Annotated in this window: 29 protein-coding genes; 18 read left to right on the top strand and 11 right to left on the bottom strand. The window is 62.8% G+C overall.

Features of this window, described 5'->3' with window-relative positions; genetic code table 11:
* Nucleotides 1–20: 20 nt before the first annotated feature.
* From AAC850_RS09225 to AAC850_RS09200, 6 genes are all read left to right on the top strand, one after another.
* Complete coding sequence (locus AAC850_RS09225; protein WP_340588435.1) at nucleotides 21–1,826, top strand: aminopeptidase P family protein; 1,806 nt, start codon at nucleotides 21–23, stop codon at nucleotides 1,824–1,826.
* Nucleotides 1,827–1,897: 71 nt separating this feature from the next.
* Nucleotides 1,898–2,281 carry a VOC family protein gene (locus tag AAC850_RS09220; RefSeq protein ID WP_340588434.1) on the top strand — a complete coding sequence of 128 codons (384 nt, stop codon included), beginning with the start codon at nucleotides 1,898–1,900 and terminating at the stop codon, nucleotides 2,279–2,281.
* Complete coding sequence (locus AAC850_RS09215; protein ID WP_340588433.1) at nucleotides 2,281–2,676, top strand: cupin domain-containing protein; 396 nt, start codon at nucleotides 2,281–2,283, stop codon at nucleotides 2,674–2,676. Before AAC850_RS09220 ends, AAC850_RS09215 begins: the two co-directional genes overlap by 1 nt.
* Nucleotides 2,677–2,882: 206 nt before the next feature.
* On the top strand, nucleotides 2,883–3,443 hold the full coding sequence (locus tag AAC850_RS09210) for an EF-hand domain-containing protein (protein WP_340588431.1): 561 nt from the start codon (nucleotides 2,883–2,885) through the stop codon (nucleotides 3,441–3,443).
* Nucleotides 3,443–4,180, top strand: coding sequence for a response regulator (locus tag AAC850_RS09205; protein WP_340588430.1), 738 nt, complete (start codon nucleotides 3,443–3,445; stop codon nucleotides 4,178–4,180). The genes AAC850_RS09210 and AAC850_RS09205 overlap by 1 nt, the downstream gene beginning before the upstream one ends.
* Before the next feature lie 20 nt (nucleotides 4,181–4,200).
* Nucleotides 4,201–5,628 carry a sensor histidine kinase gene (locus AAC850_RS09200; RefSeq protein ID WP_340588429.1) on the top strand — a complete coding sequence of 476 codons (1,428 nt, stop codon included), beginning with the start codon at nucleotides 4,201–4,203 and terminating at the stop codon, nucleotides 5,626–5,628.
* Here the strand turns inward: AAC850_RS09200 and AAC850_RS09195 are convergent.
* Nucleotides 5,625–7,199, bottom strand: coding sequence for a helicase HerA-like domain-containing protein (locus AAC850_RS09195; protein ID WP_340588427.1), 1,575 nt, complete (start codon nucleotides 7,197–7,199; stop codon nucleotides 5,625–5,627). The two genes, AAC850_RS09200 and AAC850_RS09195, sit on opposite strands and share 4 nt — an antisense overlap.
* 57 nt (nucleotides 7,200–7,256) lie before the next feature.
* On the opposite strand from AAC850_RS09195, the gene pabB reads away from it, so the two are divergent.
* The 9 genes from pabB (at nucleotide 7,257) to AAC850_RS09150 (ending at nucleotide 14,963) form a co-directional block, all read left to right on the top strand.
* On the top strand, nucleotides 7,257–9,059 hold the full coding sequence (gene pabB / locus AAC850_RS09190; RefSeq protein ID WP_340588425.1) for an aminodeoxychorismate synthase component I: 1,803 nt from the start codon (nucleotides 7,257–7,259) through the stop codon (nucleotides 9,057–9,059).
* 56 nt (nucleotides 9,060–9,115) lie between these two features.
* Nucleotides 9,116–10,234: a pyridoxal phosphate-dependent aminotransferase gene (locus AAC850_RS09185; protein WP_340588557.1), complete on the top strand. Its 1,119-nt coding sequence runs from the start codon at nucleotides 9,116–9,118 to the stop codon at nucleotides 10,232–10,234.
* Complete coding sequence (locus tag AAC850_RS09180; RefSeq protein ID WP_340588423.1) at nucleotides 10,231–10,890, top strand: RluA family pseudouridine synthase; 660 nt, start codon at nucleotides 10,231–10,233, stop codon at nucleotides 10,888–10,890. Before AAC850_RS09185 ends, AAC850_RS09180 begins: the two co-directional genes overlap by 4 nt.
* Nucleotides 10,887–11,291 carry an alternative ribosome rescue aminoacyl-tRNA hydrolase ArfB gene (gene arfB, locus AAC850_RS09175; protein ID WP_340588422.1) on the top strand — a complete coding sequence of 135 codons (405 nt, stop codon included), beginning with the start codon at nucleotides 10,887–10,889 and terminating at the stop codon, nucleotides 11,289–11,291. The genes AAC850_RS09180 and arfB overlap by 4 nt, the downstream gene beginning before the upstream one ends.
* Nucleotides 11,292–11,413: 122 nt before the next feature.
* On the top strand, nucleotides 11,414–11,581 hold the full coding sequence (gene rpmG / locus AAC850_RS09170) for a 50S ribosomal protein L33 (protein WP_047006750.1): 168 nt from the start codon (nucleotides 11,414–11,416) through the stop codon (nucleotides 11,579–11,581).
* A gap of 115 nt (nucleotides 11,582–11,696) precedes the next feature.
* Entirely contained in the window at nucleotides 11,697–12,365 is a 669-nt protein-coding gene (locus AAC850_RS09165) for a LolA family protein (protein WP_340588421.1), read from the top strand.
* Nucleotides 12,366–12,607: 242 nt separating this feature from the next.
* The gene (gene xth, locus AAC850_RS09160; protein WP_340588419.1) at nucleotides 12,608–13,402 is read left to right on the top strand and encodes an exodeoxyribonuclease III; all 795 of its coding nucleotides are present in this window, start codon (nucleotides 12,608–12,610) and stop codon (nucleotides 13,400–13,402) included.
* 41 nt (nucleotides 13,403–13,443) lie between these two features.
* The gene (gene ribA / locus AAC850_RS09155) at nucleotides 13,444–14,469 is read left to right on the top strand and encodes a GTP cyclohydrolase II (RefSeq protein WP_340588418.1); all 1,026 of its coding nucleotides are present in this window, start codon (nucleotides 13,444–13,446) and stop codon (nucleotides 14,467–14,469) included.
* Entirely contained in the window at nucleotides 14,466–14,963 is a 498-nt protein-coding gene (locus AAC850_RS09150; protein WP_340588417.1) for a GNAT family N-acetyltransferase, read from the top strand. Before ribA ends, AAC850_RS09150 begins: the two co-directional genes overlap by 4 nt.
* Here AAC850_RS09150 and asd read toward each other — a convergent pair.
* The 6 genes from asd to recQ all read right to left on the bottom strand — a co-directional run bounded on the left by asd (nucleotide 14,960) and on the right by recQ (nucleotide 20,191).
* Complete coding sequence (gene asd, locus AAC850_RS09145) at nucleotides 14,960–15,802, bottom strand: archaetidylserine decarboxylase (RefSeq protein ID WP_340588416.1); 843 nt, start codon at nucleotides 15,800–15,802, stop codon at nucleotides 14,960–14,962. The genes AAC850_RS09150 and asd overlap by 4 nt on opposite strands.
* Nucleotides 15,803–15,815: 13 nt before the next feature.
* Entirely contained in the window at nucleotides 15,816–16,079 is a 264-nt protein-coding gene (locus AAC850_RS09140; RefSeq protein ID WP_340588415.1) for a DksA/TraR family C4-type zinc finger protein, read from the bottom strand.
* Between the two features lie 55 nt (nucleotides 16,080–16,134).
* Nucleotides 16,135–17,121 carry a right-handed parallel beta-helix repeat-containing protein gene (locus AAC850_RS09135; RefSeq protein WP_340588414.1) on the bottom strand — a complete coding sequence of 329 codons (987 nt, stop codon included), beginning with the start codon at nucleotides 17,119–17,121 and terminating at the stop codon, nucleotides 16,135–16,137.
* 52 nt (nucleotides 17,122–17,173) lie between these two features.
* On the bottom strand, nucleotides 17,174–17,386 hold the full coding sequence (locus AAC850_RS09130; protein WP_340588412.1) for a type II toxin-antitoxin system antitoxin: 213 nt from the start codon (nucleotides 17,384–17,386) through the stop codon (nucleotides 17,174–17,176).
* A 19-nt stretch (nucleotides 17,387–17,405) separates the two neighbouring features.
* The gene (locus AAC850_RS09125; protein WP_340588411.1) at nucleotides 17,406–18,314 is read right to left on the bottom strand and encodes an SPFH domain-containing protein; all 909 of its coding nucleotides are present in this window, start codon (nucleotides 18,312–18,314) and stop codon (nucleotides 17,406–17,408) included.
* Nucleotides 18,315–18,391: 77 nt separating this feature from the next.
* Complete coding sequence (gene recQ, locus AAC850_RS09120) at nucleotides 18,392–20,191, bottom strand: DNA helicase RecQ (RefSeq protein ID WP_340588410.1); 1,800 nt, start codon at nucleotides 20,189–20,191, stop codon at nucleotides 18,392–18,394.
* A 120-nt stretch (nucleotides 20,192–20,311) separates the two neighbouring features.
* On the opposite strand from recQ, the gene AAC850_RS09115 reads away from it, so the two are divergent.
* Genes AAC850_RS09115 through phhA form a run of 3 tightly spaced genes read left to right on the top strand, consistent with a single transcriptional unit; the run spans nucleotide 20,312 to nucleotide 21,825 of the window.
* On the top strand, nucleotides 20,312–20,626 hold the full coding sequence (locus AAC850_RS09115; protein ID WP_340588409.1) for a hypothetical protein: 315 nt from the start codon (nucleotides 20,312–20,314) through the stop codon (nucleotides 20,624–20,626).
* Between the two features lie 5 nt (nucleotides 20,627–20,631).
* Entirely contained in the window at nucleotides 20,632–20,838 is a 207-nt protein-coding gene (locus AAC850_RS09110; protein ID WP_340588408.1) for a hypothetical protein, read from the top strand.
* A 39-nt stretch (nucleotides 20,839–20,877) separates the two neighbouring features.
* A complete protein-coding gene (gene phhA / locus AAC850_RS09105; protein ID WP_340588407.1) occupies nucleotides 20,878–21,825 on the top strand; it encodes a phenylalanine 4-monooxygenase in 948 nt (315 codons plus the stop codon).
* An 81-nt stretch (nucleotides 21,826–21,906) separates the two neighbouring features.
* Here phhA and AAC850_RS09100 read toward each other — a convergent pair whose 3' ends face one another.
* From AAC850_RS09100 to AAC850_RS09085, 4 genes are all read right to left on the bottom strand, one after another.
* Nucleotides 21,907–22,158, bottom strand: a complete 252-nt coding sequence (locus AAC850_RS09100; protein WP_340588406.1) for a hypothetical protein — start codon at nucleotides 22,156–22,158, stop codon at nucleotides 21,907–21,909.
* Between the two features lie 81 nt (nucleotides 22,159–22,239).
* Nucleotides 22,240–22,512, bottom strand: a complete 273-nt coding sequence (locus tag AAC850_RS09095; RefSeq protein ID WP_340588405.1) for a GlsB/YeaQ/YmgE family stress response membrane protein — start codon at nucleotides 22,510–22,512, stop codon at nucleotides 22,240–22,242.
* A gap of 95 nt (nucleotides 22,513–22,607) precedes the next feature.
* Nucleotides 22,608–23,453: an undecaprenyl-diphosphate phosphatase gene (locus tag AAC850_RS09090; protein ID WP_340588404.1), complete on the bottom strand. Its 846-nt coding sequence runs from the start codon at nucleotides 23,451–23,453 to the stop codon at nucleotides 22,608–22,610.
* A gap of 120 nt (nucleotides 23,454–23,573) precedes the next feature.
* Nucleotides 23,574–25,682, bottom strand: a complete 2,109-nt coding sequence (locus AAC850_RS09085) for a M13 family metallopeptidase (RefSeq protein WP_340588402.1) — start codon at nucleotides 25,680–25,682, stop codon at nucleotides 23,574–23,576.
* Nucleotides 25,683–25,754: the final 72 nt, after the last annotated feature.

The following is a 25,754-nucleotide window of genomic DNA, read 5'->3' as shown; positions in this document are numbered from 1 at the left end:
TAAACCGGAAAAAGTACGCCATGTTGATGCAAACCCACGAAGCCCGCCTGTCAGCCCTGCGCGAGGAACTAGCCCGCCGCGAGCTTGATGGCTTTGTCGTTCCGATCAGTGACGAGCATCTTTCCGAATATGTCGGCGCTTATGCCCAGCGCCTGGCCTGGCTGACCGGCTTTGGCGGCTCTGCCGGCAGCGCGGTAGTGCTGAAGAACCACGCGGCGATGTTCGTCGACGGGCGCTACACCATCCAGGTGCGCGACCAGGTGGATGGCAAGCTGTACGACTATAAATCGGTCCCGCAGGACAATATGGGCGACTGGATCGCGGACAACGCCGCAGAGGGCGCGCGCATCGGTTTCGATCCATGGCTGCACACGCGCGGCTGGGCGAAGGCGATGGCAAAGCGGCTGGAAAAAGCCGGAGCAGAGCTAGTCCCGGTGCAAGGCAATCCGATCGATGCCGTCTGGTCCGACCAGCCCGAACCCTCGCCCGCTCCCGCCTTCGTGCAGGATGAAGCCCACGCAGGCCGCTCAAGCGCCGCCAAGCGCGGCGATATCGCCAGCTGGCTGAACGATGAAGGCCTCGATGCTGTCGTCATCAGCGCGCTCGACTCAGTCGCCTGGACGCTCAATATTCGCGGCGCCGATGTCGACCATACACCCGTTGCCCTGTCCTATCTGCTTGTGCAGTCAGACGGCACGGCGGACTGGTTCATCGCTCCCGAAAAAGTTACCGATGAGGTTCGCGCCGCTCTCGGCAATGCCGTACGCATCCGCCCGCGTGACGAATTCTCCGCCGCCTTTGCGCAACTCGCGGGCAAGCGCGTTGCCGCCGATCCGGAAAGGTCGGTCTACGCAATCTTCGACCGTCTGGACGAGGTCGGCGCCGATGTCGCGCTGGAAACCGATCCCGCAGTTCTGCCCAAGGCCATCAAGACCCCAGCCGAACAACAGGGACATCGCAATGCGCAATCCCGCGACGGGGCGGCGGTAAGCCGGTTCCTCACCTGGCTTGGAAAAGAGGGCCCCAAGGGCACCGTCGACGAGCTTTCCGCTGCTGCAAAGCTGCAATCCTTCCGTGAGCAGAACCCCGAACTGGTCGACCTCAGCTTCGATACGATCTCCGGGGCCGGATCCAACGGTGCGCTGTGCCATTACCGGGTGAGCGAGGAAACTTGCCTGCCGCTCGAACCCAACAGCGTCTACCTCGTCGATTCGGGCGGCCAATACAAGGACGGCACAACCGACATCACCCGCACGGTCTGGATTGGGCCGGATGCACCTTCCGCCGAAGTGAAGGACCGCTTCACCCGCGTCCTGAAGGGACATATCGCGCTCGACCAGGCGATCTTCCCGCCCGGCACCGCAGGCTCCGCGCTCGATGTGCTGGCGCGGCAGTTTCTCTGGCAAGCGGGCGTCGATTATCCGCATGGTACCGGCCACGGCGTTGGCAGTTTCCTCGGCGTGCACGAAGGACCGCAGCGTATCGCCAAGGGTCGCGGCGGGCAGGCCGGGACCGACCAGGAATTGATGGCGGGAATGATCCTCTCCAACGAGCCGGGTTATTACAAGGCCGGTGAATACGGCATCCGCATCGAGAACCTCGTGCTGGTGGAGAACCGCGAGATCGACGGGATGGAAGGCGAATGGTTCGGCTTCGAAACGCTCACCCTTGTCCCGATCGACCGCACGCTGGTGGAACGCGACATGCTGAGCGAGGCTGAAATCGGCTGGTGGAACAACTATCACGCCAAGGTGCGCGACGTTCTGGCTCCGCAGCTCGACAGCGAAGCGCTCGAATGGCTCGAGGCCGCCTGCCAGCCGCTTTAGGCCTCTCCTTGTAGCCGACGTCATGTTCCTATAATGTTCCAGGCGCGACTCGGAACAGGGAAGGAACTGACATGATCGGCTACGTTACACTTGGCACCAACGACCTCGACCGAGCGGCCGAATTCTACGACGCCATCGCAAAGGAAATGGGCACCGGCCGGATGATGGAGGAAGAGGGATACTTCATTGCCTGGGGCGACATGGGCGGCGGCGCAGGGATCGCGGCCACAAAGCCTTTCGATAAGGGCAAGGCCAGCGTCGGCAACGGCACGATGGTCGCCCTGCAAGCCAAGGACCCCTCGCAGGTCGATCGCATCCATGCTCTGGCGCTGGAGCTTGGCGGCACGGACGAAGGCGCTCCCGGCCCGCGCGGCGAAACTTTCTACGCGGGCTATTTCCGTGACCGCGACGGCAACAAGCTCAATGCGTTCTGCATGGTCGGCGGGGAAGGCTGATGGCGGGCAAGAAGCTATCCGAAAACTGGATTCACCTCGGCCTCGGCGCGACCGCCCAGCCGCAGCCGCCGTTCGACGGGATGGAGTGGTATCAGCATTACGGCCAGCGCCATTCCGCCGACGGGGCGGAAGGACGCCTCGTTTCGCAGCACCGGTTCAGCGAAAACTGGGACGTATGGGAAATGCACCCTGAAGGCAGCGAAGTCGTCGTCTGCACCGACGGCGAGATCACGCTGGTTCAGGAACTGGATGGCGAGCACGTGCGCACCACGCTCACCAGCGGCGAATATGCCATCAATCAGCCGGGCGTGTGGCACACGGCCGATGTTACGGGCGAAGCCGAAGCACTTTTCATTACCGCCGGTATCGGCACGCAGCACCGCCCGCGAGACTGAACGCCAGCTAAACGCAAGATAACGCGCGGCTGAACACGCTTCTGCCAGCGCGACAATCTGCGACAATTCTCCTGAAAACGGACAAAGTCCTGCGACAGCGGACCTCTAGAACAGGTTTCAAGAGTGGCGAGGCGCCGGGTCTCCTCCCTCCCCCTTCTAACCGGCGCTTCGTTGCTCTACCTATGAACCGTAATCGGAGAGAATTGATGAAAAAGTCCCTTATTATCGCGCTGGCAGCAACCGGCCTTACCCTTGGCGGCGCAGCCGTGGCGCAGGACCAGATGCGGGGCGGCGGCGACATGACCCGCGCCGATGTTGAAACCCGCACGGCAGAACGGTTTGAGCGCATGGATGTGAACGGTGATGGCCAGCTCAACGCCGCCGACCGCGAAGCCCGCGCGCTTGAACGCTTCAACGAAACCGACACCAACAACGACAACATGCTGAGCTTCGAAGAAACGCAGGCTGCTCGTGAAAACCGTCGTGAGCAACGCGAGGCACGCCGTGCCGAACGTGGCGAACAGGCCGGTGAACGCCAGGGCCGCCGCGGACACCGCATGGGTCGCCGTGGTGGAATGCACGGAATGCATGGCCAGATGATGCAGCAGGCCGACACCAATGGTGACGGCTCCATCAGCCAGGCCGAATTCACCGCCGCAGCTCTCGCACGCTTCGACAGCGCCGATGCCAACAATGATGGCACGCTGACTGCGGAAGAACGCCGCGCCCAGCATGGCGAACGTCGCGGTGGACGTGGCCAGCGCTAATGAATGAAGAGCAGGTGAAACTGCTGCTGGTGGATGATGAAGCCAGCTTGCGTGAACCCCTGGCCGAGTATCTCTCGCGCCAGGGGTTTGCCGTTACGCAGGCCGCCGATGCATCCAAGGCGCGGGCAGTGCTGATCGACGAAGTGCCCGACCTTGTCCTGCTCGACATCATGATGCCGGGCGAGGACGGGTTGTCGCTGTGCCGGCATCTGATCGAAAGCCGCAACCTCCCGGTGATCTTCCTCACCGCCAAGGCGGAATCCACCGACCGGATCGTCGGGCTGGAAATCGGGGCGGACGATTATGTCGTCAAACCTTTTGAGCCGCGCGAACTCGTCGCCCGCATCCGCTCGGTCCTGCGCCGCGCGGGCAAGGGCGCGCCCGCAGCGGAAACGCAGAGCGAGGCACATTACGAATTCGATGGCTGGCAGCTCGATCCGCTCAAGCGGCGACTGACCGATCCCGAAGGCACGATTGTGCCGATATCGTCTGCCGAATTCCGCCTGCTGGTCGCACTGCTCGACCACCCGCAGCAAGTCATGGACCGCGACCGCCTGCTCGATCTGGTGCAGGGGCGCGAGGCGCATCTGTTCGACCGTGCGGTCGACAACCAGGTCAGCCGCCTGCGCCGCAAGATCGAGGAAGACAGCCGCGATCCCAAGCTGATCCAGACCGTGTGGGGCGGCGGCTACCGTCTCGCCTGCGAAGTTCGCCGCGCCGTGCCGGAAAGCGACTGAACCGGGCGATGCGACGCTCCTTGCCAAAAAGCCTGCTGGGCCAGATGTTGCTGGCGGTGGCGCTTGCGCTGCTGGTGGCTCAGGCGCTTTCGGTGATCCTGCTTTATCGCGCGGAACAGAACCGTATCGAAGGCGCGCTGGTCAACGACCTTGCATTCCAGCTCGTCGCGGATCGGCGGGCCAACGGGACTGGATCGGCGCAAACTGCCGATCCCCGGGGCCGGATGATGCGGCCCGAGCGAGGGCGAAGGGACGAGGGCAGGAGAGGACCCCGCCGGATGCGGCTCGAACGCGCACTGGAATCACCACTGGTCCAGGGCGAAATGCGCGATGCCGAACGCGAGACTGCGCTGCAGGCCGTGCTCGAAAGGCAGGATGTCCAGATCGCCGAGCTGGTGGTGCTTTCGCGCCAGATTTCACAGGATCCCTACATCATCCAGCGGCTGGAGCAGAACCCGCGCTTCCTTGCGCGGCGCGGGTGGGATCCCGACGGCGAACTGATCATCGCTGGCCTCAAACGACCGGGCGACGAAAACTGGACGATTGCCCGTGCACCCCGGCCGCCTCGCACGCGCGGAGCTTTGGCCGGAGTCATCATTCAGACGCTGATCCTCTATGTCGTGCTGGTCGGCGGACTCGCCTTCCTCTTGCGAAGACTGACCCAGCCACTCGCGCAGCTCACGAAGCGTGTCGAGGGATTCGGTGGAACGCTGGGCAGCGAACCTCCAATCGAGCCATCAGGGCCCGATGATGCCCGCCGCCTGATCACCGCGCACAACGCCATGGAGGCGCGCATCGCCGCGCTGCTCGATGAAAAGAACGTGATGCTCGGCGCGATCGGGCACGACCTCAAGACCCCGCTTGCCGCCTTGCGCGTGCGGATCGAAAGCGTCGAGGACGAGGACGAGCGTGCGCGCATGGCCGCCACCATCGAAGACATCACCACCTCGCTCGACGATATCCTCTCGCTGGCCCGCGTGGGCCGCCCGACCGATCCGCTCGAACGCACCGACCTGTCCGCGCTGGTCGCTTCGGTGGTCGAGGAATATGAGGACATGGGCGAGAACGTCACGCTGGGCGACACCGCCCGCGTCGCGCTTCCACTGCGCGCCACCTGGCTTCGCAGGGCGCTGCGCAATCTGGTCGGCAATGCGCTGCGTTATGGCGAACAGGCAAGAGTGGCATTGGTGCGTGAGGGTGACGAGGCTGTCATTCGCATCGCAGACAGAGGCCCCGGCATACCCAAAGCGCAGATTGCCGCCATGATGGAGCCGTTCGCGCGCGGCGATACATCGCGCAATCGCGAGACGGGCGGCGCGGGCCTTGGCCTCACACTGGCGCGCGCGATTGCCGAACAGCATGGCGGCACTCTGGTGCTGACCAACCGTATTGGAGAAGATGGCAGCGTCGCCGGTTTGTTGTCCGAACTGCGGTTGCCGATAACCTAACGCATCAATCCGCCGACAATATTGCGCACGAAGCGCCCTACCAGCGGACCGCCCAGATCGCTTGCGATCGACCCTGCGGCTGAGGTCATTGCTGTGCGTGTCGGGTTGGCGCGGCTGCGACGGCCAGTCACCGCAGCAGCGGCGACGGAAGCCATCGAACCGGCGGCGGCGCCCATCGCGCGGTCGCGGGCCTTCTGCCAGATGCTCTTGGACTTGCGCGGCTGCTTGCGCACTTCCTCCTCGCCCTTTTCGGCCACTTCCTCTGCGGTCTTGGCTGCATCTTCGGCCTTTTGTGCGAGCACTTCCTCGGCGCTTTCGCGGTCGACCAGCTCGTCATACTTGCCTTCGTGCGGGCTGATCGACTGGATGATCGCACGTTCCTTTTTGTTCACCGGACCAAGGCGGCTGCGCGGCGGCTTTATCAAGGTGCGCTGGACAATGGTGGGCGCGCCATCGTCGTCCAACGTGGAAACCAGCGCCTCACCCACTTTCAGCTGGGTGATGGCCTCTGCAACGTCGAGATCGGGGTTGATGCGGAAAGTCTCTGCCGCGGCCCGGATCGCGCGCTGGTCCTTGGGCGTGAATGCGCGCAATGCGTGCTGCACACGGTTGCCCAATTGCCCGGCGATTTCCTCGGGGATGTCGATCGGGTTCTGCGTGACGAAGAACACGCCCACACCTTTCGACCGGATCAGTCGCACCACCCGCTCGATTGTGTCCTCCAGCGCCTTGGGCGCATCGTCGAACAGCAAATGCGCCTCGTCGAAGAAGAACACGAGCTTGGGCTTTTCCGGATCGCCCACTTCGGGCAGCGTCTCGAACAATTCGGCAAGCAGCCACAGCAGGAAGGTGGCGTAGAGCTTGGGGCTACGCATCAACTTGTCGGCGGCGAGGATATTGATGATGCCGCGCCCCTCCTCGTCCATCTCGAGGAAATCGTCGATTTCCAGCGCCGGCTCGCCAAAGAACTGATCCGCCCCCTGCGATTCGAAGCTCAATAGTTGCCGCTGGATCGCGCCGACCGATTGCTTCGACACATTGCCATATTCGCCCGAAAGCTCCTTCGCATTGTCGTAGGCCCAGGCGAGCATCGAACGCAGGTCTTCGAAATCGAGCAGCAGCAGGGCGTTGTCGTCGGCGTAGCGGAAGATGATCTGCAACACGCCTTCCTGCGTGTCGTTCAAGTCCAGCAAGCGCGAGAGGAGCAGCGGACCCATTTCGGATACCGTGGTGCGGATGGGGTGGCCCTGTTCGCCGTACAAATCCCAGAACACCACCGGATTGTCCGAATATTCGTAGTCCTCCATGCCCAGCTCCTTCGCCCGGCCTTCCAGCTTGTCGGCATGTTTGAAGCTGGCGGAACCCGGCATGGCGACGCCCGACAAATCGCCTTTCACATCGGCTACGAAGACCGGCACGCCCTGAGCCGAAAAGCTTTCCGCCATGCCCTGCAAGGTCACCGTCTTACCCGTGCCGGTCGCGCCCGCGATCAATCCGTGACGATTGGCGCGGCCCAGGTCGAGCGCCTGCCGGTTGCCATCAAGGTCGTTGCCGAGGAAAATATCGCCCATTTGTGATGCCCATCTCTGTTATTGCCCGATTCCACAACGGACCCTAGAGCGGGGCTGATGGATGGCAAGACCCCCTTCGTCCTGCTCGACGATGCACGCAGCGAGGGCGCGAGCAATGCGCATTACTTCGCGGGCCCTGCGGAAACCTTCGTTGCACGGCGACCCGAGGAGGTCGAAGCGGTGCTGGCGGCGGCCGAAGCAGCACGTGTAAAATCTGGCAAACAGCTTGCGGGCTTCATAGCCTACGAGGCCGGACTCGCGCTGGAGGAACGCCTGGCGCCGCTTTCTGATAGTCGCAACGGTGCCGATGGCCCGCTTGTTTGGCTAGGTCTGTTCGACGATCCGGAGATCATTCCTGCCGGTGACATGCCGACTTGGCTAGCTGCGCATCAGGGAGCCGGCGGCGAAGCGAGCATCGGGCCGCTCGATCCGCAGATCTCGGCAGGAGCCTATTGCGAAGCTTTCGAGCGATTGCAGGAAGCGATCCGCGCAGGAGACATCTACCAGGCCAATTTAACATTCCCGCTCGCCGGACCGGCACGCGGCGACCCGGTGGCGCTGTATTCCGCGATCCGTCCGACGGCGGCGGCAGGCTATGGCGGGCTGGTGTTCGACGGCTCGCATTACCTGCTCAGTTTCAGTCCGGAGCTGTTCTTCTCGCTCAAGGGCCGCGAGGCCAAGGTCAAACCGATGAAAGGCACGCGCCCGCGTGTGGCAGACCCGGCAGACGATGCCGCAATGCGCAAGGAACTGGCGCAGTCGGTCAAGGACAAGGCCGAGAATTTGATGATCGTCGACCTGATGCGCAACGATCTCTCGCGCGTGGCCGAGGCGGGCAGCGTGCGGGTGGACAATGCCTTCGCGGTCGAAACCTATCCCACCGTGCACCAGATGGTCTCCACCGTCTTTGCGCGGTTGCAGGACGGCAAGGGTGCGGTCGACATGCTGCGCGCGCTGTTCCCCTGCGGATCGATCACCGGCGCACCCAAGATCCGCGCGATGGAACTGATCGACCAGGTCGAACGCGATCCACGCGGACCATATTGCGGTGCGATTGGTCGCATCGATGCGAGCGGTGATGCCGCTTTCAACGTCGCAATCCGCACCATCCGCCTCACGCCGGGAGAGAATTTGCGGCACAAGGCGGTGCTGGGCGTGGGCGGCGCAATTGTCGCCGATAGCGACGCCATGGGCGAGTGGCGCGAATGCCTGATCAAGGGCGCTTTCACGCGTGGCCCGGCGGGCGGTCACGATCTGATCGAGACGATGCACTTCGATCCCGAAACCGGCATCGCGCTGCTCGAAATGCATCTCGAACGGATGAAGGCGAGCGCGGCGGAACTAGGCTTCTCGTTCGACCGTCACGAAACGCGCAACCGCATCCAGGCGCTGTGTTTCGAACTGGAGAAAGCCGTAAAGGTCCGCCTCGTGCTGTCGCGCGGTGGCGCGGTGACGCTGGAAAACGGGCCTTTGCCGGACCCCCTGAAAGAGCCAGCAAGCTGCATCGCCCTGCCGCATCCAACCGTCGCGCATGATTGGCGGCTGCGCCACAAGAGCACTGACCGCAGTTTCTACGAAGCCGCGCTCGAAGCGGCGCGCGAGGCGGGCGCGGCAGAGGCGCTGCTGGTGCGCGATGATGGCCTGCTGACCGAGGGTAGCTGGACCAATGTCTTCGTCATGGGGAAGGACGGCGTCCTGCTAACTCCCCCTGCGTCGCTTGGCCTGCTGCCCGGCGTGCTGCGCCGCTCGCTGCTTGAATCGGGTGAAGCGATGGAGGCCGAACTTACGCTCGACGATCTTTCGGGCGGCTTCTTCATAGGTAATGCCTTGCGCGGGCTGGTGCCTGCGGTGCTCGCGTGAGCGTGCCATCGCTCAGCCAGGCGCTCGAACGTATCGAGGCGAGCCCGACAACCGCCATGACCGATCGCGCCAGCGCGCTGCGGGCCGAGGGGCGTGACATCATATCGCTCAGCGTGGGCGAGCCGGATTTTGAAACGCCCGCGCATGTGATCGAAGCCGCCAAGGCTGCGCTCGATGCTGGCGAAACGCGCTACACGCCGGTCGCGGGAACCGCGCGGTTGAAAGAGGCCGCCGCGCTGCATTTCCAGCGCGATCTCGGTATCGCCACCCAAGCTGCAAACATCATCGTGACCGCCGGCGGGAAGCAGGCAATCTTCGAGGCCATGGCGGCAACGATCAGCGCAGGCGACGAGGTGATCGTGCCGTGTCCGTGGTGGGTCAGTTACCCGCAAATGGTGCGCTTTTGTGGCGGGCGCTTAGTGCCGCTTATCACCCATCCCCGCGATGGCTATTGCTTCGATCCGGGTGATTTGGAGGCGTTGATCACGCCCTCGACCAATTGGCTGATGCTCAATTCCCCCGGCAATCCTACCGGCGCGGTCTATCCGCCCGATATGCTGCGCAGCCTCGCCGATGTGCTGCGCCGCCATCCGCATGTGATGGTGTTGAGCGACGATATCTACGCCCCGCTCACTTATACCGGCCAGCCGCACGCTACTCTTGCTGCACTCTGCCCCGATCTCGCTGACCGCATATTGACCGTCTCGGGTGTTTCAAAGAGTCACGCTATGACCGGCTTTCGCATCGGCGTCGCCACCGGGCCGGACTGGCTGGTTGCTGCAATGGCGCGACTGCAAAGCAATTCAAGCGGCAATGCGGCCAGCATCAGCCAGGCCGCTGCGGTCGCGGCTTTCGAAGGACCGCAGGAGTTTCTCACCGACTGGCGCGAGACGTTCCGCCGCCGCCGCGACACGGTGGTGGGGCGGTTGAACGCCATCCCCGGCCTGTCCTGCCCAGTTCCCGACGGCGCCTTCTACTGCCTCGTCGATGCCACGCCGCTGATGGACCGCTTCGGCGGCGATGACGGAAAACTGGCGCTGCACCTGCTCGAAGCGGGCGTCGCGGTTGTTGCCGCGAGCGCGTTTGGCGGACGCAATGGCTTCCGTCTGAGCTTTGCCGCGAGCGAGGAAAAGCTGGACGCGGCGCTCGATCGCATCGAAAGCGCGCTGACATGACTCATATTCCTATTCTTTACGAAGACGGCGAAGCGCTGGTGATCAACAAGCCTGCGCGCCTGCCGATCGAAACGCCGCGCAAGGGCGGACCTGCGCTCAGCGACCATCTCGACACGCTCAAGCTCGGTTTCCAGCGCGCGCCGCAGGCGGTGCACCGGCTCGACACCGATACCTCGGGCTGCCTGCTGCTGGCGCGCAACCCCAAGGCGTTGAAGCGCTTCAATGCCGCGTTCGAGGCCAAGCTGGTGTCGAAGACCTATCTCGGCATCGTTGCCGGACCGGTGGCGGAGGATGAGGGCACGATCGATCTTGCCCTCACCAAGATCAGCAGCGCCGAAAAGGGCTGGCGCATGATCGTGGCAAAGAAGGGCAAGCCCTCGATCACGCACTGGACCAAGCGCGCCGAACTCGAAGGCGGGCTGACGCTGGTCGAATTTCGCCCCGAAACCGGGCGCACCCACCAGATCCGCGTCCACGCCGAACACGCTTTCGGTCACGCGCTGCTGGGCGATCCGGTCTATGGCCAGAAAGACCCGCGCGTGGGGCGCACCATGCTCCACGCCAGCGCGATCACCATGCCGCGCGAGGGCAAGCCCGACATTACCGCCGTTGCGCCGCTGCCGAACGACTTCACTGCGCTGGGCGCCGAAGAATGACCAGCATCCTCGACAAGGCGAGTGCCATTGCCGAGGAGAGTTTCATCGCCGCCTCCGGTCCCGGCGGGCAGAACGTCAACAAGGTGGCAACTGCGGTGCAGTTGCGCGTCAACATCTACCAGTTGGGGCTTACGCCGCGCATCTTTCACCGGTTGAAGGACATTGCCGGCAATCGGCTCAACTCGGCCGGCGAAATCGTGATCGATGCGCGCAATCACCGCACGCAGGACGCCAACCGCCGCGAAGCCCGCGCTCGGCTTGGCGAAATGATCGAAGAGGCCCTCAAGGAGCCGAAGCGGCGCGCCAAGACCCGCGTCAACCGGGTCGGCAAGACAAAACGGCTCGCGGGCAAGAAGGCGCAGGGCCAGAAAAAGGCGCTGCGCGGCAAGGTCGAATTCTAGCTGCGAGCCTTGACTTTTCCCCGACTCTCGCGCAGAGGCGCGCGCTTGGAGGGCGGCGCATGGCGTCGCCTCATATTTTTTCGGACCGCTATGGTCCCTCACGAACATCTGGAAGCAAGACCATGGCGAAGCCCGCAACCATCAAGATCCGTCTGAACTCGACTGCAGACACCGGCCACTTCTACGTGACCAAGAAGAACCCGCGCAATCACACCGAGAAGTTCGTCTTCCGCAAGTATGATCCGATCGCGAAGAAGCACGTCGAGTACAAGGAAGGCAAGATCAAGTAAGTCGCGACCACGCGACCCGGATCAGCCTGCCGCAACTGAAACTCGTCGGAACCTGAATGCCGGGAACCGCCACAGTTCAGTGACAGTTCAACGCTGCACACCTAAGGAGTGGAGCATGAACGCAATGAAACGCTATCTCACAAAGCCCGTCGCCGCCGCCATGATTGGCGCGGCCACTCTGGCTATCCCCGCTTCGATGGCTGTGCCGACTGCTTCGGCAGTGGCCCAGCCACAGGCCAACCAACTCGACCGTGCGGTGCGCGCCCTGAGGGCTATCACCACGATGCGCGCCGACTTTACGCAGACAGACCGTGCCGGCAATTCGGTTTCGGGACAGCTGACCCTGCGTAATCCGGGTCGCATCAGGTTCGAATACACCGATGACGTGAACATGCTCGTCGTATCGGACGGAAGTGCGCTGACGCTGGTCGATTACGATGTAAACCAGGTCGAACGCTGGCCGATTCGCAATTCGCCGCTGGGCGCACTGCTCGATCCGAATCGCGACATGCGCCGTTTCGGCACTCTGCAGCCGTCCTCGACCAACAATGTCATCAGTGTTCAGGTCCGTGACCCCAACCGGCCCGAATTCGGCGTGATGACGCTGGTTTTCGTCGAAAATGCCAGTGCCCCGGGCGGGCTGGAACTGGCAAGCTGGGTGGCACTGGATTCGCAGAATACGCGTACAACCGTACGCCTGCGGAACCATCGTTATGGCATGTCCGTGCCCGATAGCGCCTTCCGTTATCGCGATCCGCGGCGTTCGTCCCGTCGGCCTGGATAACCCGATCAGCGTTGGTTCGTTGTAAATTTGCGACAAACGACCGTGGTTATTCATTGGCGCGACAGCCGAAAACCCCTAGTTTGTATTAACAAGACGCGGTGAGGCCGGGTTTCCCCCCTGTTGCCCTCCCTCGTAAAAAGCCCGTCTTGCGAAGCGTGACGAACGCTTATTAGGAAACCCCCACCGCAATGCCCCCGCGGTGGGGGTTTTTTTATGCCGGAAGCGCGACTAGGTGATTCGTCATGATCTCTATCGCCACCTGGAACATCAACTCCGTCCGCCTGCGTATGCCGATTGTCGCGCGATTCCTGCAGGAGGAAGCGCCCGACGTGCTGTGCCTGCAGGAAATCAAGTGCCAGGAACACCAGTTCCCGTATCAGGCCTTCGCCGATCTGGGCTATACGCACACTGCGGTCCACGGCCAGAAAGGCTATCACGGTGTCGCCACGGTCAGCCGCGTTCCGCTTACCGAATTTTCGCGCCACGACTGGCAGGATAATGGCGAGGCTCGCCATGTCGGAGTGGAAATCGGCGGCGCCGGCAAGGGCATGATCCTCGAGAATGTCTATATCCCGGCAGGGGGCGATGAACCGGACCGGGAAGTGAATCCCAAATTTGGCCAGAAGCTCGACTTCTTCGAACGGATGACCCGCTGGGCCGACGCGATCGATCGTCCCACGCTGATCGTCGGCGATTTCAACGTCGCCCCGCTCGAAAGCGACGTGTGGAACCACAAGCAATTGCTCAAGGTGGTCAGCCACACGCCGATCGAGGTGGAAACGCTGCAACGCTTCAAGGATGCGCACGGCTGGACCGATATCGGGCGCGAACATATCCGCGATCCTGAACGCTATTACAGCTGGTGGAGCTACCGCGCGAAGGACTGGCAGGCCAATGATCGCGGGCGGCGGCTCGATCATATGTGGGCGAGCGCCGATCTGGCGGCACAGAGCACGCGCCACTGGCTGCGCGAGGATGCGCGCGGCTGGGAAAAACCGAGCGATCACGTGCCACTGATCACGGAGTTCGATCTCTGAACGAGCCTGCGCCTTCCCCTGAACGGCGCGTGGCGCAGGCGGTGGACGCATTGCGCCATGGCTGGCCTATCCGAATCGGCGAAGCGCCCGTCCTGCTGCCCGTTGAAACCGCTCCGCTTCGCACACCGACAGCCACACACCTGCTGATCTCGGCCGCGCGTGCCGAAACACTGCGGCTGACCAACCAGCGCGCCGCCGCCGATGGACATTCTCCCGCGCTCATCCGTGCGGCAGAGCCGCTCGACCTCGATGCTGCGTTGCCCGTTGCCGATCCGGCGCTCGACAATGATCACCCGCTCAAGGGGCCGTTCAAGGCAGAGGAACTGGAATGGCGCACCGCCGCAAGTGCAGCGTTGGAACTGGCGCGCATTGCCGGAATCCTGCCCGCCTTCATGGTTGATCCCGAACCTGCGGGAGAGGCGGTGACACTCAAGAGCGTGGACCTGGCAGCATGGGCCGATACGCAGAATCTTTCCATCGCAACACGGGCGCACCTGCCGATAGCGCATGAGGAGGAAGCCGAGATCGTCGCCTTCCGCAGCGTCAATGACATGCGCGAACATGTCGCCATCGTGCTGGGCGAGCAGACATCGGACCGTGCGCCGCTCGTGCGCCTGCATTCCGAATGCCTGACGGGCGACATCTTCGGCAGCCTGAAATGTGACTGCGGCCCGCAGCTCGATGCGGCGCTTACTGCCATGTCAGCGGAAGTTGCCGCGGGCGGCTGGGGCATTGTGCTCTACATGCGGCAGGAGGGTCGCGGGATTGGACTGGTGAACAAGCTGCGCGCCTATCGCTTGCAGGATACCGGTGTCGACACGCTGGAAGCCAACCGCCGCCTCGGCCTGCCCGAAGAAGCACGCGATTTCCCGCTGGCTGCACGAATGCTCCATTTGCTGGCGGTTGGACAGGTACGGCTGATGACCAACAATCTCGAAAAGGTTGCCGCACTTGAAGATGCGGGCGTGAAGGTCGCCGAGCGTGTTCCCCACGAACTGCCCGCCAATCCGCACAATATCCGATATCTCGCGACCAAGCGCGACCGGGCCGGACATTTGCTCAAATGAGCTGGACCATCCGCCAGGAACGCGAGGGCGACGAGGCAGCCATTCGCGCGCTGGTAGGAGATGCGTTCGAGGACCATGCGCATTCGAGCGGCATCGAACCGGAGATCATCGAACGCCTGCGCCAGGATCGCACGCCCATGCTCTCGCTGGTGGCCGTGCTGGATGATGCTGTCGTCGGCCACATCGCCTTCAGCCCGGTTACGATCAGCGACGGGACGCAGGGCTGGTACGGCCTTGGCCCGCTCTCGGTGGCCCCGGCCAGGCAGAGAGGCGGCATTGGTATTGCACTGTGCGAAGCGGGGTTCGACCGGCTGCGCGCCGATGGCGCGGCGGGGTGCGTGGTGCTTGGTGATCCGGGCTATTACGGGCGGTTCGGCTTCGAGCACGATTCGACGCTCGCATATCCCGGCGTGCCGCAGCATCTGTTCCAGCGTCTGATTTTCGCCGGGAATCCACCTGCAGGCGAAGTCACCTACGCGCCCGCTTTCGGCTAGAGCCAGCGCCCGAGCGACTGCCCCATGCGCACGCTGTCACCGGCCTTGAGCTGCGTGTTCCACTCTACGCGGCCCGGCTCGAATAGCAGCACGACTGTCGAGCCGAGGAAGAAGCGGCCCATCTCGTCTCCGGCGGCGAAATCATGCTCTCCGGCAGCGAAGTCATGGTGGACCAGCGTTGGATTGTGCGCTTCGACGCGCCCTGACCAGACGGTTTCGATCCCCGCTACGATCATCGCGCCGACCATCACGCTGGCAAACGCGCCGTGCGGTCCGTCGAACATGCACGCCAGCCGTTCGTTGCGCGCGAACAGTCCGTCGACATGCTCTGCCGTAACCTGGTTCACGCTGAACAGGTCGCCGGGCACATAGGTCGTCGAACGCAGCGCGCCCTCGGCCGGCATGTGGACGCGGTGATAGTCTTTCGGGCTGAGATAGATCGTCGCGAAACTGCCGCCCGCAAACCGCTCTGCTGCTGCCGCGTCGCCGCCTAGCAATTGCAGCGCGGTGAAGTGGCGGCCCTTGGCTTGGAAGATTCGCCCCTCCTCTATCGTCCCGATCTGGCTGACAGCCCCATCGGCAGGAGAGAGAATTTGAGTATCGCTATCGGCCAGCGGACGCGCGCCGGGTTTGAGCTCGCGGGTGAAGAAGTCGTTGAAGCTGGCATAGGCCTCCACCGGCCGCGCCGCTTCGCTCATGTCGACATCATAGGCGGCGATGAAGCGGCGGATCAGGCGATCCTTCAGCCAGTGCTTTTCGCTACCTGCGAACTTGCCGGCAAGGCGGGATATGCCGTGGTGCGGCAGGGCGTGCTGGAGACGTATGAAATTTTTCGACATGCAATGGAGCTGCCTAGCGCAGCTGGCTATCCTTGGATCCGCGGCGGTTGATGGCCGAATGCTTCACATCCGCGTCTCGCCCCGATTGGCATTCGATGCAAGTGCGAACACCCGGCACCGCCTGTCGGCGCTTCTCGGGAATATCCTCTCCGCACAGGTCGCAATACTCGGCGCTCTCGCCGCGCGGCAGGCGCGAGCGCGCTGCGGCGACGGCATCGTTCACGCTATCGTCTATCTGGTCCTGAACCGCGCCATCGCGCGCCCATCCACCGGCCATATGCTTGTCTCCTCGGGAGATTAACGAGCCGCAGGCCGCCAGCGTTCCTGAAAGATCAGCGGACCTCGTATCGCGTGAGACCGCGTCCGAGCGTATTTTCACCGATCCCGCCCATTTCGCCCGACCAGTCCGCCACGAAGACGGTGTTGCGATCCACGCCCGGAGCCAGCCGAGCAACGTTTCCGCTAACGACCAACCCGCGCGAATCATGGCTTCGACCTTCGGCAGCCACCGCGATGAAGGCGGAATGGTTTTCCTTGTCTGCGCCCTGCACGAACCAGTTGTTGGTGATCTGGCCGCTGGCTCCGCCCGGCAGGTCGATCATGTAATTGGTGGCACGCCCCGCGGCATCGTCAAAGCTGCTCGCGGCGATATCGACACGGGCGGCGCGCGATTTGACGTAATGGCCGCCGCGACCCTGTTCGAACCGGCTGTCGGTGATCCGCACATGCGCCAGATCGCCGGTATAAACCGAGTGCGCACAGCCGCCCGCACCCTCGCAAGTGCCGAGACGCGTGAAGGTGGAACGGTCGATGACCATGCGCGCCGACGTGTCACTTGCAGTCAGGATGCCCTGCTGGCTATCGCGGAACCAGCTTTGCGCCACCGTCAGATCCCCGGATTCCAGCCGAATGCCAGCGCCGTTGAAATCGGGCACGCGCATGTTCTCGAAAATCAGCCCTGACACCTCCGCGCCGCGCCCGCGCAGCACGAGTGCGGCCTTGCCCTCGCAGGTCACGCCATCGAAAATCACCGAACCCGGCTCGCTGGCGAGATAGCTGATGTTACCCGATGTCTGGACCGCGCATTGCGTGTGGCGGCCCGGCGCGATGTTTATCGTCCCGCGCGCATTGCCAATCGCGTTGACGGCATCCTGCAGCCTGTCGAACCCTCGCCCGGTTTCAGCGATCGTGTAAGGCGCCCCACGTTCTTGCGCGAGCAAGGCTGCGGTCGGGATCGCAGCGATTGCCAGAGTGGCGACAGTCCATGTCAGCCGGACAGAGAGGCACGTGTGCAACGAACGCGAATGGACTTTTGTCATGTACGCATGCCTAGCCGGAGATTGATTAATGCCAGTTCAACACATTCGCTTTTCAGCTCTCCTTGGGTCGCCCACGCTTGGGCCGCTGGCTAAGCGGGACTTCGATCCCGCGCCGCTTCATCGCCTCGCGTATCAGCACCTCAAGCTCGGCATTGACCGAGCGCAGCTCCTTGGCCGCGAGGCGCTCCACCGCATCGTGGAGCGCCGGATCGAGGCGTAGCGCGAAGGCCTTCTTCGCTGGCGCTGGCTTTCTTGCCTGGGGCATGATCGTTCAGTGTGTAACCTTACTGGTAGAGCGAACCGGCGTTTACGACCGGGTTCACATCCCGCTCCCCGCACAGCACGACCATCAGGTTTGATACCATCGCCGCACGGCGTTCGTTGTCGAGGTCGACAATGCCGTCGGCAGAGAGCTTTTCGAGGGCCATTTCGACCATGCTGACCGCACCGATCACCAGCTTGGTGCGCGCGGCAATCACGGCTTCGGCCTGCTGGCGGCGCAGCATGGCACCGGCAATTTCGGAGGCGTAGGCAAGGTGCGTCAGGCTGGCTTCGTCGACCACCACGCCGGCGGCGGAAAGCCGTTCGTTGAGTTCGGCCTGCAGTTCGGAATTGACCACATCGGGGCTGCCACGCAGCGTCGTCTCGTCTTCCTCGAAATCATCGTAAGGATGGCGCGCGCCAACGGTGCGCAACCCTGCCTCGATCTGGATGTTCACGAATTCCTTGTAGTCGTCGACGTCGAACACGGCTTGCGCAGTATCCTTCACACGCCATACGACGTTACATGCCACATCAATGGGATTGCCGCGCTTGTCGTTGATCTTGATGCGTTCGGAATGGATGTTGTGCGAGCGCACGCTGACCTTGTTCTTGCCCATCCACGGCCACACCCACCGCAGGCCCTCGGTCCTGTCGGTGCCGCGATATTCGCCAAACAACGTGATGACCACGCCCTGGTTGGGCTGGATCATGTAAAAGCCGATCCACAGGATCAACGTGAGGACACCGCCCACGATCGACAACAGCACCGTAGCCGGGGATCCGCCCGCGTCGGCAATTCGCACACCGTTGATTACGCCAAATGCGCACAATCCCAGCAACACCAGCGAAACAAACAGCATAAGAAAGCCGTTGAAACCGCTGGCCGCTTTCTCGTGACTGCGCACCATCGGGATATGTTCTTCACTCATCGAAACCCTCCTGTTGATATAATTATGATATCATCTTTATATCAATTCGGGCCTGCGCGCAATCAAAACCGTAGCGCTCAGTTTTGCTGGATTGCCTTGAGGAAGGCGTCGCCATAGGCGGCGAGCTTCTTCTCGCCGACACCGGGTATGCCGGACATCTTCGAGAGGGAGGCGGGTCGCTGGCTCGCCATGGCGCGCAGGGCGGCATCGTGGAAGATGACATAGGGCGGCACACCGGCCTCGGCGGCAAGGTCGCGGCGAAGCCCGCGCAATGCCTCGAACAGCGGATCGCCAACCGGGTTGGGCGTCGCATCGCGCCCCCCGCGACGGGTGCGACGCTGGCGGGGCGGGGGAAGCACGATCTCGACCGCCTGCTCACCTTTCAGGATGGCTCGCGCATCGCCGGCCAGCTCCAGCCCGCCATGCGCGTTGGAGACAAGCGCGCCGGTAGCCTGCAGGGCGCGTGACAGCGGCCGCAGCATGGCTGCATCCTCGCCATCGACGATCCCGAAGACCGACAGTTCATCGTGCCCGCGCTGGCGCACGCGCTCGTCGGCATCGCCGGTCAGCACCTTGGACAGATGGCCGAAACCGAAGCTCTGCCCCGTGCGATAGGCGGCGCTGAGCAGCTTGCGCGCAAGTTCGGTGGCATCGGTGACTGCGGGCGGATTGCAGCAATTGTCGCAATTGCCGCAAGATTCGGGCGGGTCCTCGCCAAAGTGGCGTAGCAGTACAGCGCGGCGACACCCCGGCGTCTCGACCAGCCCCGCCAAGGCATCAAGCCGCGCATGTTCGCCCTTGCGGCGGTGCTCTTCCACTTCGGACAGGCGTTGGCGTGCGGTGGCAAAATCGCCCGCGCCCCACAGCATCACCGCCTGCGCTGGATCACCATCGCGCCCGGCGCGGCCCGTTTCCTGATAGTAGCCCTCGATCGATTTCGGAGTGGCTGCGTGGGCGACAAAGCGCACATCGGGCTTGTCGATCCCCATGCCAAAGGCGACCGTGGCCACGATCACCATGTCCTCGCTGGCGACAAAGGCGGCTTGGTTGTCGCGGCGAACCTCGGGAGCCAGCCCTGCATGGTAAGGCAAAACGCGCCGTCCCGTACGCTGTGCCAATTGCTCGGCCAGCTTTTCGACCTTGGCGCGGGTGGGTGCATAGACGATGCCCGGCCCCGGCTCCTTGGCCATAAGGTCGGTCAACTGTGTAACGGGATTGTCGCGGTGGGTGATGGTGTAACGGATATTGGGCCGGTCGAAGCCTGCCAGCACCAGTCCGTCATCGGGGATGCCAAGCTGGGCAAGGATATCGCTGCGGGTATGCGCATCAGCGGTTGCAGTCAGCGCCAGTCGTGGCACTTGCGGAAAGGCATCGAGCAGTCCGCGTAGCTGGCGGTAATCGGGCCGGAAATCATGACCCCATTCGGAAACGCAATGCGCCTCGTCCACCGCGAACAGGGCAACCCGTGCCGAATCCAGCAACTCGCGGAAGCCCGGCTGACTTGCACGCTCTGGCGCGACATACAGCAGGTCGAGCTGGCCACTGCGGAAAGCGTCGATCGTCTCGCGCCAATCGTCATCGACACTGGTGAGCGTGGCGGCGGCAATGCCATTGGCGCGGGCGCTGCGAAGCTGGTCGTGCATCAGCGCGATCAGCGGAGAGATCACGACGCACGTCCCCTCCAGCATGGTGGCGGGCAATTGGTAGGTTAGCGACTTGCCCGCGCCCGTGGGCATCACCGCCAGCGTCGATTCGCCTGCCAGTACGCGCGCCAGCACCTGTTCCTGTACGCCGCGAAAGCTGTCGAACCCGAAAATCCGGCGCAATTCGGCACGTGCGGCGGGCAAATCGGGACGGGTGGAGGGAAGCGAAGCCATTGCCGCCCGTCTGGCAGATCGCACCGCGCGCCACCACCCGCGATAAAGCGCATTTCCACGTGCGCCTTACTGCGCTAATATGCGCACTTCCGATATTCTTGAGACAAAGGGTCAATCCCCATGAAGAAACTTGCTTTCGTTGCCGCCACCGCGGCATTCGCTCTCGCTGCCTGCGGTGAAACCACCGATGCTTCCGAGGAAGCGGTGGCGGACACGGTCGAAGTCCCTGCCGATGAAGCGATGGCCGATGTGCCCGCGCCGGTCGTCGACGAAGAGGTCATGACCGAAGAAGAGGCCGAAGAATCGATGAATGTGACCGAAGAAGCGGCCCAGTCCGCTGCCGACCGTGCAGAAGCGACCGCGAACCGCGCACTCGACGCTGCTGCGGCGGCCGAAGCGGCAGCAGCCGAGCTGGAAGCTGCCGAGGCCGAGTAAGGCCGATGACCGGGAAGGTGCGCGCCGGGATGCTCCTGGCAACATGCGGCGCGCTTTCCGCCTGTGGTAGTGGCGGGGGCGAGCCAGAGCCCCCGCCCGTCACATCGAACGAGCAGCAAGCCATTGCCGAAGCTGCCGAGATGCTCGACGAACGCCTTCCGGAAGTTGAAGCGGACAGCGCCGAAACTCCCGCGCCAGATGGTAACGAGTGAAACTGGATTGCCGGCGCGCTCTGTGGTATGAATCCGCCCATGACGCAAACCGCTGAAATTTCGCGCGAGACAGAGGACTTCTCGACGCTTCCCGAAGTGTCCTCCGATGTCTTTACAGCCCCGCTCAAGCGGCCCGCACACGTTGGCACCGACTGGCTGGAGCCTGCGCAGACGCAATACACTTCCGAAGACGATCGAATCTGGGACGATTTGTTCGCCCGGCAGATGGATATCCTGCCCGGCCGCGCCTGTTCGGCCATGCTCGACGGGCTCGAAAAGCTGGATCTGGGCAAGGGCGGCGTGCCCGATTTCGGCGAATTGTCGGAAGAACTGGGCAAGCGCACCGGCTGGAGCGTGGTGCCCGTGCCCATGCTCATCCCCGACCATGTGTTTTTCTGGCACCTCGCCAATCGTCGTTTTCCGGCGGGGAATTTCATCCGCACCCGCGAAACCTTCGACTACATCCAGGAACCCGACGTCTTCCACGACGTGTTCGGCCACGTTCCGCTGCTGACCGATCCGACCTTTGCCGACTACATGCAGGAGTATGGCCGCGCCGGCTGGAAAGCGATGCGCTACAACCGGCTGAAGGCGCTGGGCGCGCTTTACTGGTACACGGTCGAATTCGGCCTGATCATGGAACAGGGCGAACCGCGCATTTTCGGTGCCGGCATCCTGTCCGGCCCGACCGAAGCGGTTTTCGCACTCGAGGGGCAGTCGCCCAACCGCATCATGCTCAATGTCGACCGGGTCATGCGCACCGATTATGTGATCGACGATTTGCAGCCGACCTATTTCGTGATCGAGAGCTTCGAGAATCTCTATCGCCAGACGGTGGAACGCGATTTCGACAAGTTGTATAACAACCTCGGCCCCAGCTTTACCTATGCCAATTCGGCGGTGATCGATGTCGACAATGTCGTGCATCGCGGGACGCAGGAGTATTTCCTGCGCGGTGGCCGCGGATCGAACGCCGCGCCAGTCTAACCACGCACCAGCCGATACCAAGAAAAAGGCCGGCCCTCCCGAAGGAGGACCGGCCCTTTTTCGTTCCGAATGGAAAGCGTCTTAGTTGACGGCTTCTTCCATGTCTTCGGTCATCGCATCGGTGTCGCCTTCGGCGGCATCTTCGATGTTGTCAGCCTGGGCTTCCATGGCGTCGGCTTCTTCGTCCGAGATCATGCCGGCGTCTTCCATGGCGTCAGCCTGGTCTTCCATGGCTTCAGCTTCTTCTTCAGCTGCTTCTTCAGCAGGGCTGTCACAAGCGGCGACACCAAGGCCGAGAACGGCGGCGGATGCAAAAGCGATAATCTTCTTCATTTTGAATTCCCCTTCATGAGATAGGGCGACCACATGGATCGCCCCCGGAAAGAATGACCCTTAAGTGCATTCGCGACTCGCTTAACGCAAAAATCGCCATTGCAACAGGTTTAGTGGAAAAAGCAGCGCTAACGACCCGATCATGCACACCATGATTGCGCCTACGCTGTAGTGAGAACCGAGCAAGGTGCCGGCCCCGACCGCGGGACTGACCGCCAGCCCCCCGATCAACGCACCGATTATTCCGCCTACGAAATTGATTCGCAAACCATATTCCACCTTGTCCGCGCGCACCACGAACGCCACCAGCCATCCAAGGACGGCTCCGACAACGATCATGAATACAATGCCCACGGGCGGGTTTCCTTGCTAACTGTGCGTTACTTCATTGAACCCACAAGGTTCGCCTTGGTTCCGCCACAATTTAACGAATCGCGGTCGACCCCAAGTCAGAACAGGGCGAGCAATGCCACGCCCATCGCCACGCGGTAGATGACGAATACGAGCATCGAGGCGCGCTTCAGGAAATTCATCAGGAAGGCCATGGTCGCGAAAGCCGCGATGAAGGTCAGCACGCCCGCAATAAGCGCTTCCATCGCCAGCCCGCCACCTGCTTCGAAGATCTCGGGCACGATCAGCACGCCGGCACCCGCCACGGCGGGAATCGAAAGGAGGAAAGAGAAGCGCGCGGCTTCGACCCGGCTGTAACCCAAGGCGCGCGCCGCCGTCATTGTGACGCCCGACCGGCTGGTGCCCGGAATGATCGCAAGCGCCTGTGCAATGCCGACCAGCAGGCCGTCACGCCAGGTCATGTCCTCGAAGCTCTTGTGCTCCTTGCCGAAGAAGTCCGCGATGCCCAGCGCAACGCCGTAAACGATAAGATTGACCGCGATGAGGTCCGTAAAGCGGATCGAGGACATCAGGTCATCATCGACCACGGTAATATTGAACCATGTCTCGGCAATCGTGTTGAACGCGCCCAGCTTGATCGCAAGACCGAACGCGACGGCAGGGATCGTGCCCAGCGCGATCCACCAGAACAGCCGCCGTTCAGCCGGGGCCGAACCGATACCGATGGAGGCAAAGCCTCCGCGCGCCAGCACGACCACGTCCTTGAAGAAATACACGATGATCGCCAGCAGCGATCCCACATGAACCGCGACATCGATCAGTGGTCCCTGGTCGGGAAAATCGGTCAGGTGCGGGATCAGGATGAGATGCCCCGACGAGGAAATCGGCAGGAACTCGGTAATCCCCTGGACAATGGCGATCAGCAGCAGCTGGAGGATAGTCATGCGGACATCCCCATGCCGCGTGGCTCTCGCAAGTCAAGCGAATGACGCGGCGCGGGGCATGAAAAAACCCGCCCCCGTCGGTGTGACGGAGGCGGGCAATTTCTCCTCTTGCGCAGATGCTTACCAGATGCGCACGCGCTCTTCCGGCGGCAGGTAGAGGGCATCATCTTCGGTGACGTTGAAGGCATCATACCACGCGTCGAGATGGCGCACGGCGTTGTTCACGCGGAATTCGCCCGGCGGGTGGTTGGCGGTCATCACTCGGTTGCGCAGGCTTTCCTCGCGCTCCATCCCGCGCCAGATCTGGGCGAAACCGAGGAAGAAGCGCTGGTCGCCGGTCAGGCCGTCGATCACCGGAGCTTCCTCGCCGTTGAGCGAAAGGCGATAGGCGCGATACGCCATCTGCAGGCCGACCACGTCGCCCAGTGTCTCGCCCATCGACTGGCCGCCGCGCAGGCAGACCGGGCCCTCGGGGCTGTCGACCGGGCAATAAGCTTCGATGAATTCGGCCATGCGCGCGGAGAACTGTTCGAACCCTTCGCGGTCCGAATCCTGCCACCAGTTGCGCAAAGTGCCCGTGGCATCGAATTGCGAACCCTGATCGTCATAGCCGTGACCGATTTCATGGCCGATGACAGCGCCAATCCCGCCATAATTCACCGCAGGATCGGCTTCGGCATTGAAGAACGGCGGCTGCAGGATCGCGGCCGGGAAGACAATGCGGTTGGTCAGCGGCGAGTAATAGGCGTTCACCGTCTGCGGCAGCATGCCCCACTCGGTCGGATCGACCGGCTCGCCAAGCTTGCCGAGATTATCCGCAATGGCCCAGCGGATCGCGCTGATGCGGTTGCCCAGCGGATCATCGGCAGCGATTTCGAGGCCTTCGTAAGTCTCGAATTCCTCGGGGTAGCCGACCATCGGCACAAAGCCTTCCAGCTTGCCACGCGCCTCGGCAATGGTGTCCGGCGACATCCACTCGTTATTGTCGAGCGCGATGTTCATCGAGCGGGACAGGTTGGCGACCAGCTCTTCCATCTGCGCCTTGCTTTCGGGCGGGAAGTACCGCTCGACATAAAGCGCGCCCAGCTGCTCGCCCAATTGGCCCTGCACGGCTGCTATGGCACGCTTCCAGCGTGCCTGCTGCTCTTCGGCACCGTTGATCGTACGGCCGAAGAAATCGAATTGCGCCTCGTCCAGCTCGCTCGACAGCACAGCTGCGTTCGAGCCAAGGAAGCTGACAGCCATATAGGCCTTGATCGTCGCCAGCGGCGTTTCGGTCAGCAGTTCCATCATCGCCGGCAGTCCGCCACCGATCATGCCGAGCTGCGCCGGGGTCAGGCCGAGCGCGGCGATCTCTTCTTCGGTGGGCGGCAATTGCGATGCGAGAAAACGCGTCTGGTCAGAGAACTGGCCCGCTTCGAGCAATGTGTCGATCGGGAAATCGCCAGAAAGCGCGCGCAAATCGTCCCGCGACAATTCATTGTAGGTCAGCTGCGGCATGCGCAGCATCTGGCGTGCCCATTCCAGCTTGGCGACATCATGTTCGAACGCATAGACCGCGCGCGCGGCACCTTGCGGATCGGTATAGCCAGCCGCGCCCAGCATCGTGGCGAGATATTCCATATAGGCTTCGCGAATCGCGATATTGCTTTCGGAATCGACCAGGTAATAGTCGCGATCGGGCAAGCCCATGCCGTCGAAACCGATGCTGACGACATGCTGCGTGGGGTTGCGTGCATCGATGCCGACGCCAGCGCTCACCAGCCCCGGATAACCGGGTTCTTCGAACAGCTCAACCAGGCGGTTGAGGTCGGGAGCCGAGAAAATCTCGTTCAGGTAAGGCTGTGCGGGAGCGAGGCCCGACGCATCGATAGCCTCGACATCGTAGAAAGCATTATAGGCATCGACAATACGGCGTGCGGTGGTGCCGGGCGCCGGGTTGGAAGCGACAAGGTCGTTGATCAGCGTACGCACGTCATCGCGCGATTTCTCACCGAGGACATCGAACGCGCCGAACCGCTGGCGGTCGGCAGGAATGGTGTTTTCACGCACCCACTTGCCATTGACATAGGCGTTGAAGTCATCGCCGGGATTAACCTGCGTATCGATGCCTTCAAGGCCAACGCCCCATGTGCCGAAGTCCATCGTCGGCGTATCGGACGCCTCATCCTGCGCCATGGCGGGCGCGGCGAGTACCAGCCCGATGGCGGATACAGTTGTAGCAAGCATTGTGCGAATCATGCGATGTCCCCAGAAATTTTGAAATTGCGACGCCTCGTCCAGAACGGACTGACTGTTTCT

The sequence above is a fragment of the Erythrobacter alti genome (genome assembly GCF_037996805.1).
Classification (GTDB): domain Bacteria; phylum Pseudomonadota; class Alphaproteobacteria; order Sphingomonadales; family Sphingomonadaceae; genus Alteraurantiacibacter; species Alteraurantiacibacter alti.
This window is presented reverse-complemented; position numbering and strand designations above follow the sequence as displayed.

What these genes read in the sequence shown, in the direction of transcription:
- AAC850_RS09225 (WP_340588435.1), top strand. Translation starts at nt 21, where the DNA reads ATGTTGATGCAAACCCACGAAGCCCGCCTGTCAGCCCTGCGCGAGGAA.
- AAC850_RS09220 (WP_340588434.1), top strand. Translation starts at nt 1,898, where the DNA reads ATGATCGGCTACGTTACACTTGGCACCAACGACCTCGACCGAGCGGCC.
- AAC850_RS09215 (WP_340588433.1), top strand. Translation starts at nt 2,281, where the DNA reads ATGGCGGGCAAGAAGCTATCCGAAAACTGGATTCACCTCGGCCTCGGC.
- AAC850_RS09210 (WP_340588431.1), top strand. Translation starts at nt 2,883, where the DNA reads ATGAAAAAGTCCCTTATTATCGCGCTGGCAGCAACCGGCCTTACCCTT.
- AAC850_RS09205 (WP_340588430.1), top strand. Translation starts at nt 3,443, where the DNA reads ATGAATGAAGAGCAGGTGAAACTGCTGCTGGTGGATGATGAAGCCAGC.
- AAC850_RS09195 (WP_340588427.1), bottom strand. Translation starts at nt 7,199, where the DNA reads ATGGGCGATATTTTCCTCGGCAACGACCTTGATGGCAACCGGCAGGCG.
- pabB (WP_340588425.1), top strand. Translation starts at nt 7,257, where the DNA reads ATGGATGGCAAGACCCCCTTCGTCCTGCTCGACGATGCACGCAGCGAG.
- AAC850_RS09185 (WP_340588557.1), top strand. Translation starts at nt 9,116, where the DNA reads ATGACCGATCGCGCCAGCGCGCTGCGGGCCGAGGGGCGTGACATCATA.
- AAC850_RS09180 (WP_340588423.1), top strand. Translation starts at nt 10,231, where the DNA reads ATGACTCATATTCCTATTCTTTACGAAGACGGCGAAGCGCTGGTGATC.
- arfB (WP_340588422.1), top strand. Translation starts at nt 10,887, where the DNA reads ATGACCAGCATCCTCGACAAGGCGAGTGCCATTGCCGAGGAGAGTTTC.
- rpmG (WP_047006750.1), top strand. Translation starts at nt 11,414, where the DNA reads ATGGCGAAGCCCGCAACCATCAAGATCCGTCTGAACTCGACTGCAGAC.
- AAC850_RS09165 (WP_340588421.1), top strand. Translation starts at nt 11,697, where the DNA reads ATGAACGCAATGAAACGCTATCTCACAAAGCCCGTCGCCGCCGCCATG.
- xth (WP_340588419.1), top strand. Translation starts at nt 12,608, where the DNA reads ATGATCTCTATCGCCACCTGGAACATCAACTCCGTCCGCCTGCGTATG.
- AAC850_RS09150 (WP_340588417.1), top strand. Translation starts at nt 14,466, where the DNA reads ATGAGCTGGACCATCCGCCAGGAACGCGAGGGCGACGAGGCAGCCATT.
- asd (WP_340588416.1), bottom strand. Translation starts at nt 15,802, where the DNA reads ATGTCGAAAAATTTCATACGTCTCCAGCACGCCCTGCCGCACCACGGC.
- AAC850_RS09140 (WP_340588415.1), bottom strand. Translation starts at nt 16,079, where the DNA reads ATGGCCGGTGGATGGGCGCGCGATGGCGCGGTTCAGGACCAGATAGAC.
- AAC850_RS09135 (WP_340588414.1), bottom strand. Translation starts at nt 17,121, where the DNA reads ATGACAAAAGTCCATTCGCGTTCGTTGCACACGTGCCTCTCTGTCCGG.
- AAC850_RS09130 (WP_340588412.1), bottom strand. Translation starts at nt 17,386, where the DNA reads ATGCCCCAGGCAAGAAAGCCAGCGCCAGCGAAGAAGGCCTTCGCGCTA.
- AAC850_RS09125 (WP_340588411.1), bottom strand. Translation starts at nt 18,314, where the DNA reads ATGAGTGAAGAACATATCCCGATGGTGCGCAGTCACGAGAAAGCGGCC.
- recQ (WP_340588410.1), bottom strand. Translation starts at nt 20,191, where the DNA reads ATGGCTTCGCTTCCCTCCACCCGTCCCGATTTGCCCGCCGCACGTGCC.
- AAC850_RS09115 (WP_340588409.1), top strand. Translation starts at nt 20,312, where the DNA reads ATGAAGAAACTTGCTTTCGTTGCCGCCACCGCGGCATTCGCTCTCGCT.
- AAC850_RS09110 (WP_340588408.1), top strand. Translation starts at nt 20,632, where the DNA reads ATGACCGGGAAGGTGCGCGCCGGGATGCTCCTGGCAACATGCGGCGCG.
- phhA (WP_340588407.1), top strand. Translation starts at nt 20,878, where the DNA reads ATGACGCAAACCGCTGAAATTTCGCGCGAGACAGAGGACTTCTCGACG.
- AAC850_RS09100 (WP_340588406.1), bottom strand. Translation starts at nt 22,158, where the DNA reads ATGAAGAAGATTATCGCTTTTGCATCCGCCGCCGTTCTCGGCCTTGGT.
- AAC850_RS09090 (WP_340588404.1), bottom strand. Translation starts at nt 23,453, where the DNA reads ATGACTATCCTCCAGCTGCTGCTGATCGCCATTGTCCAGGGGATTACC.
- AAC850_RS09085 (WP_340588402.1), bottom strand. Translation starts at nt 25,682, where the DNA reads ATGCTTGCTACAACTGTATCCGCCATCGGGCTGGTACTCGCCGCGCCC.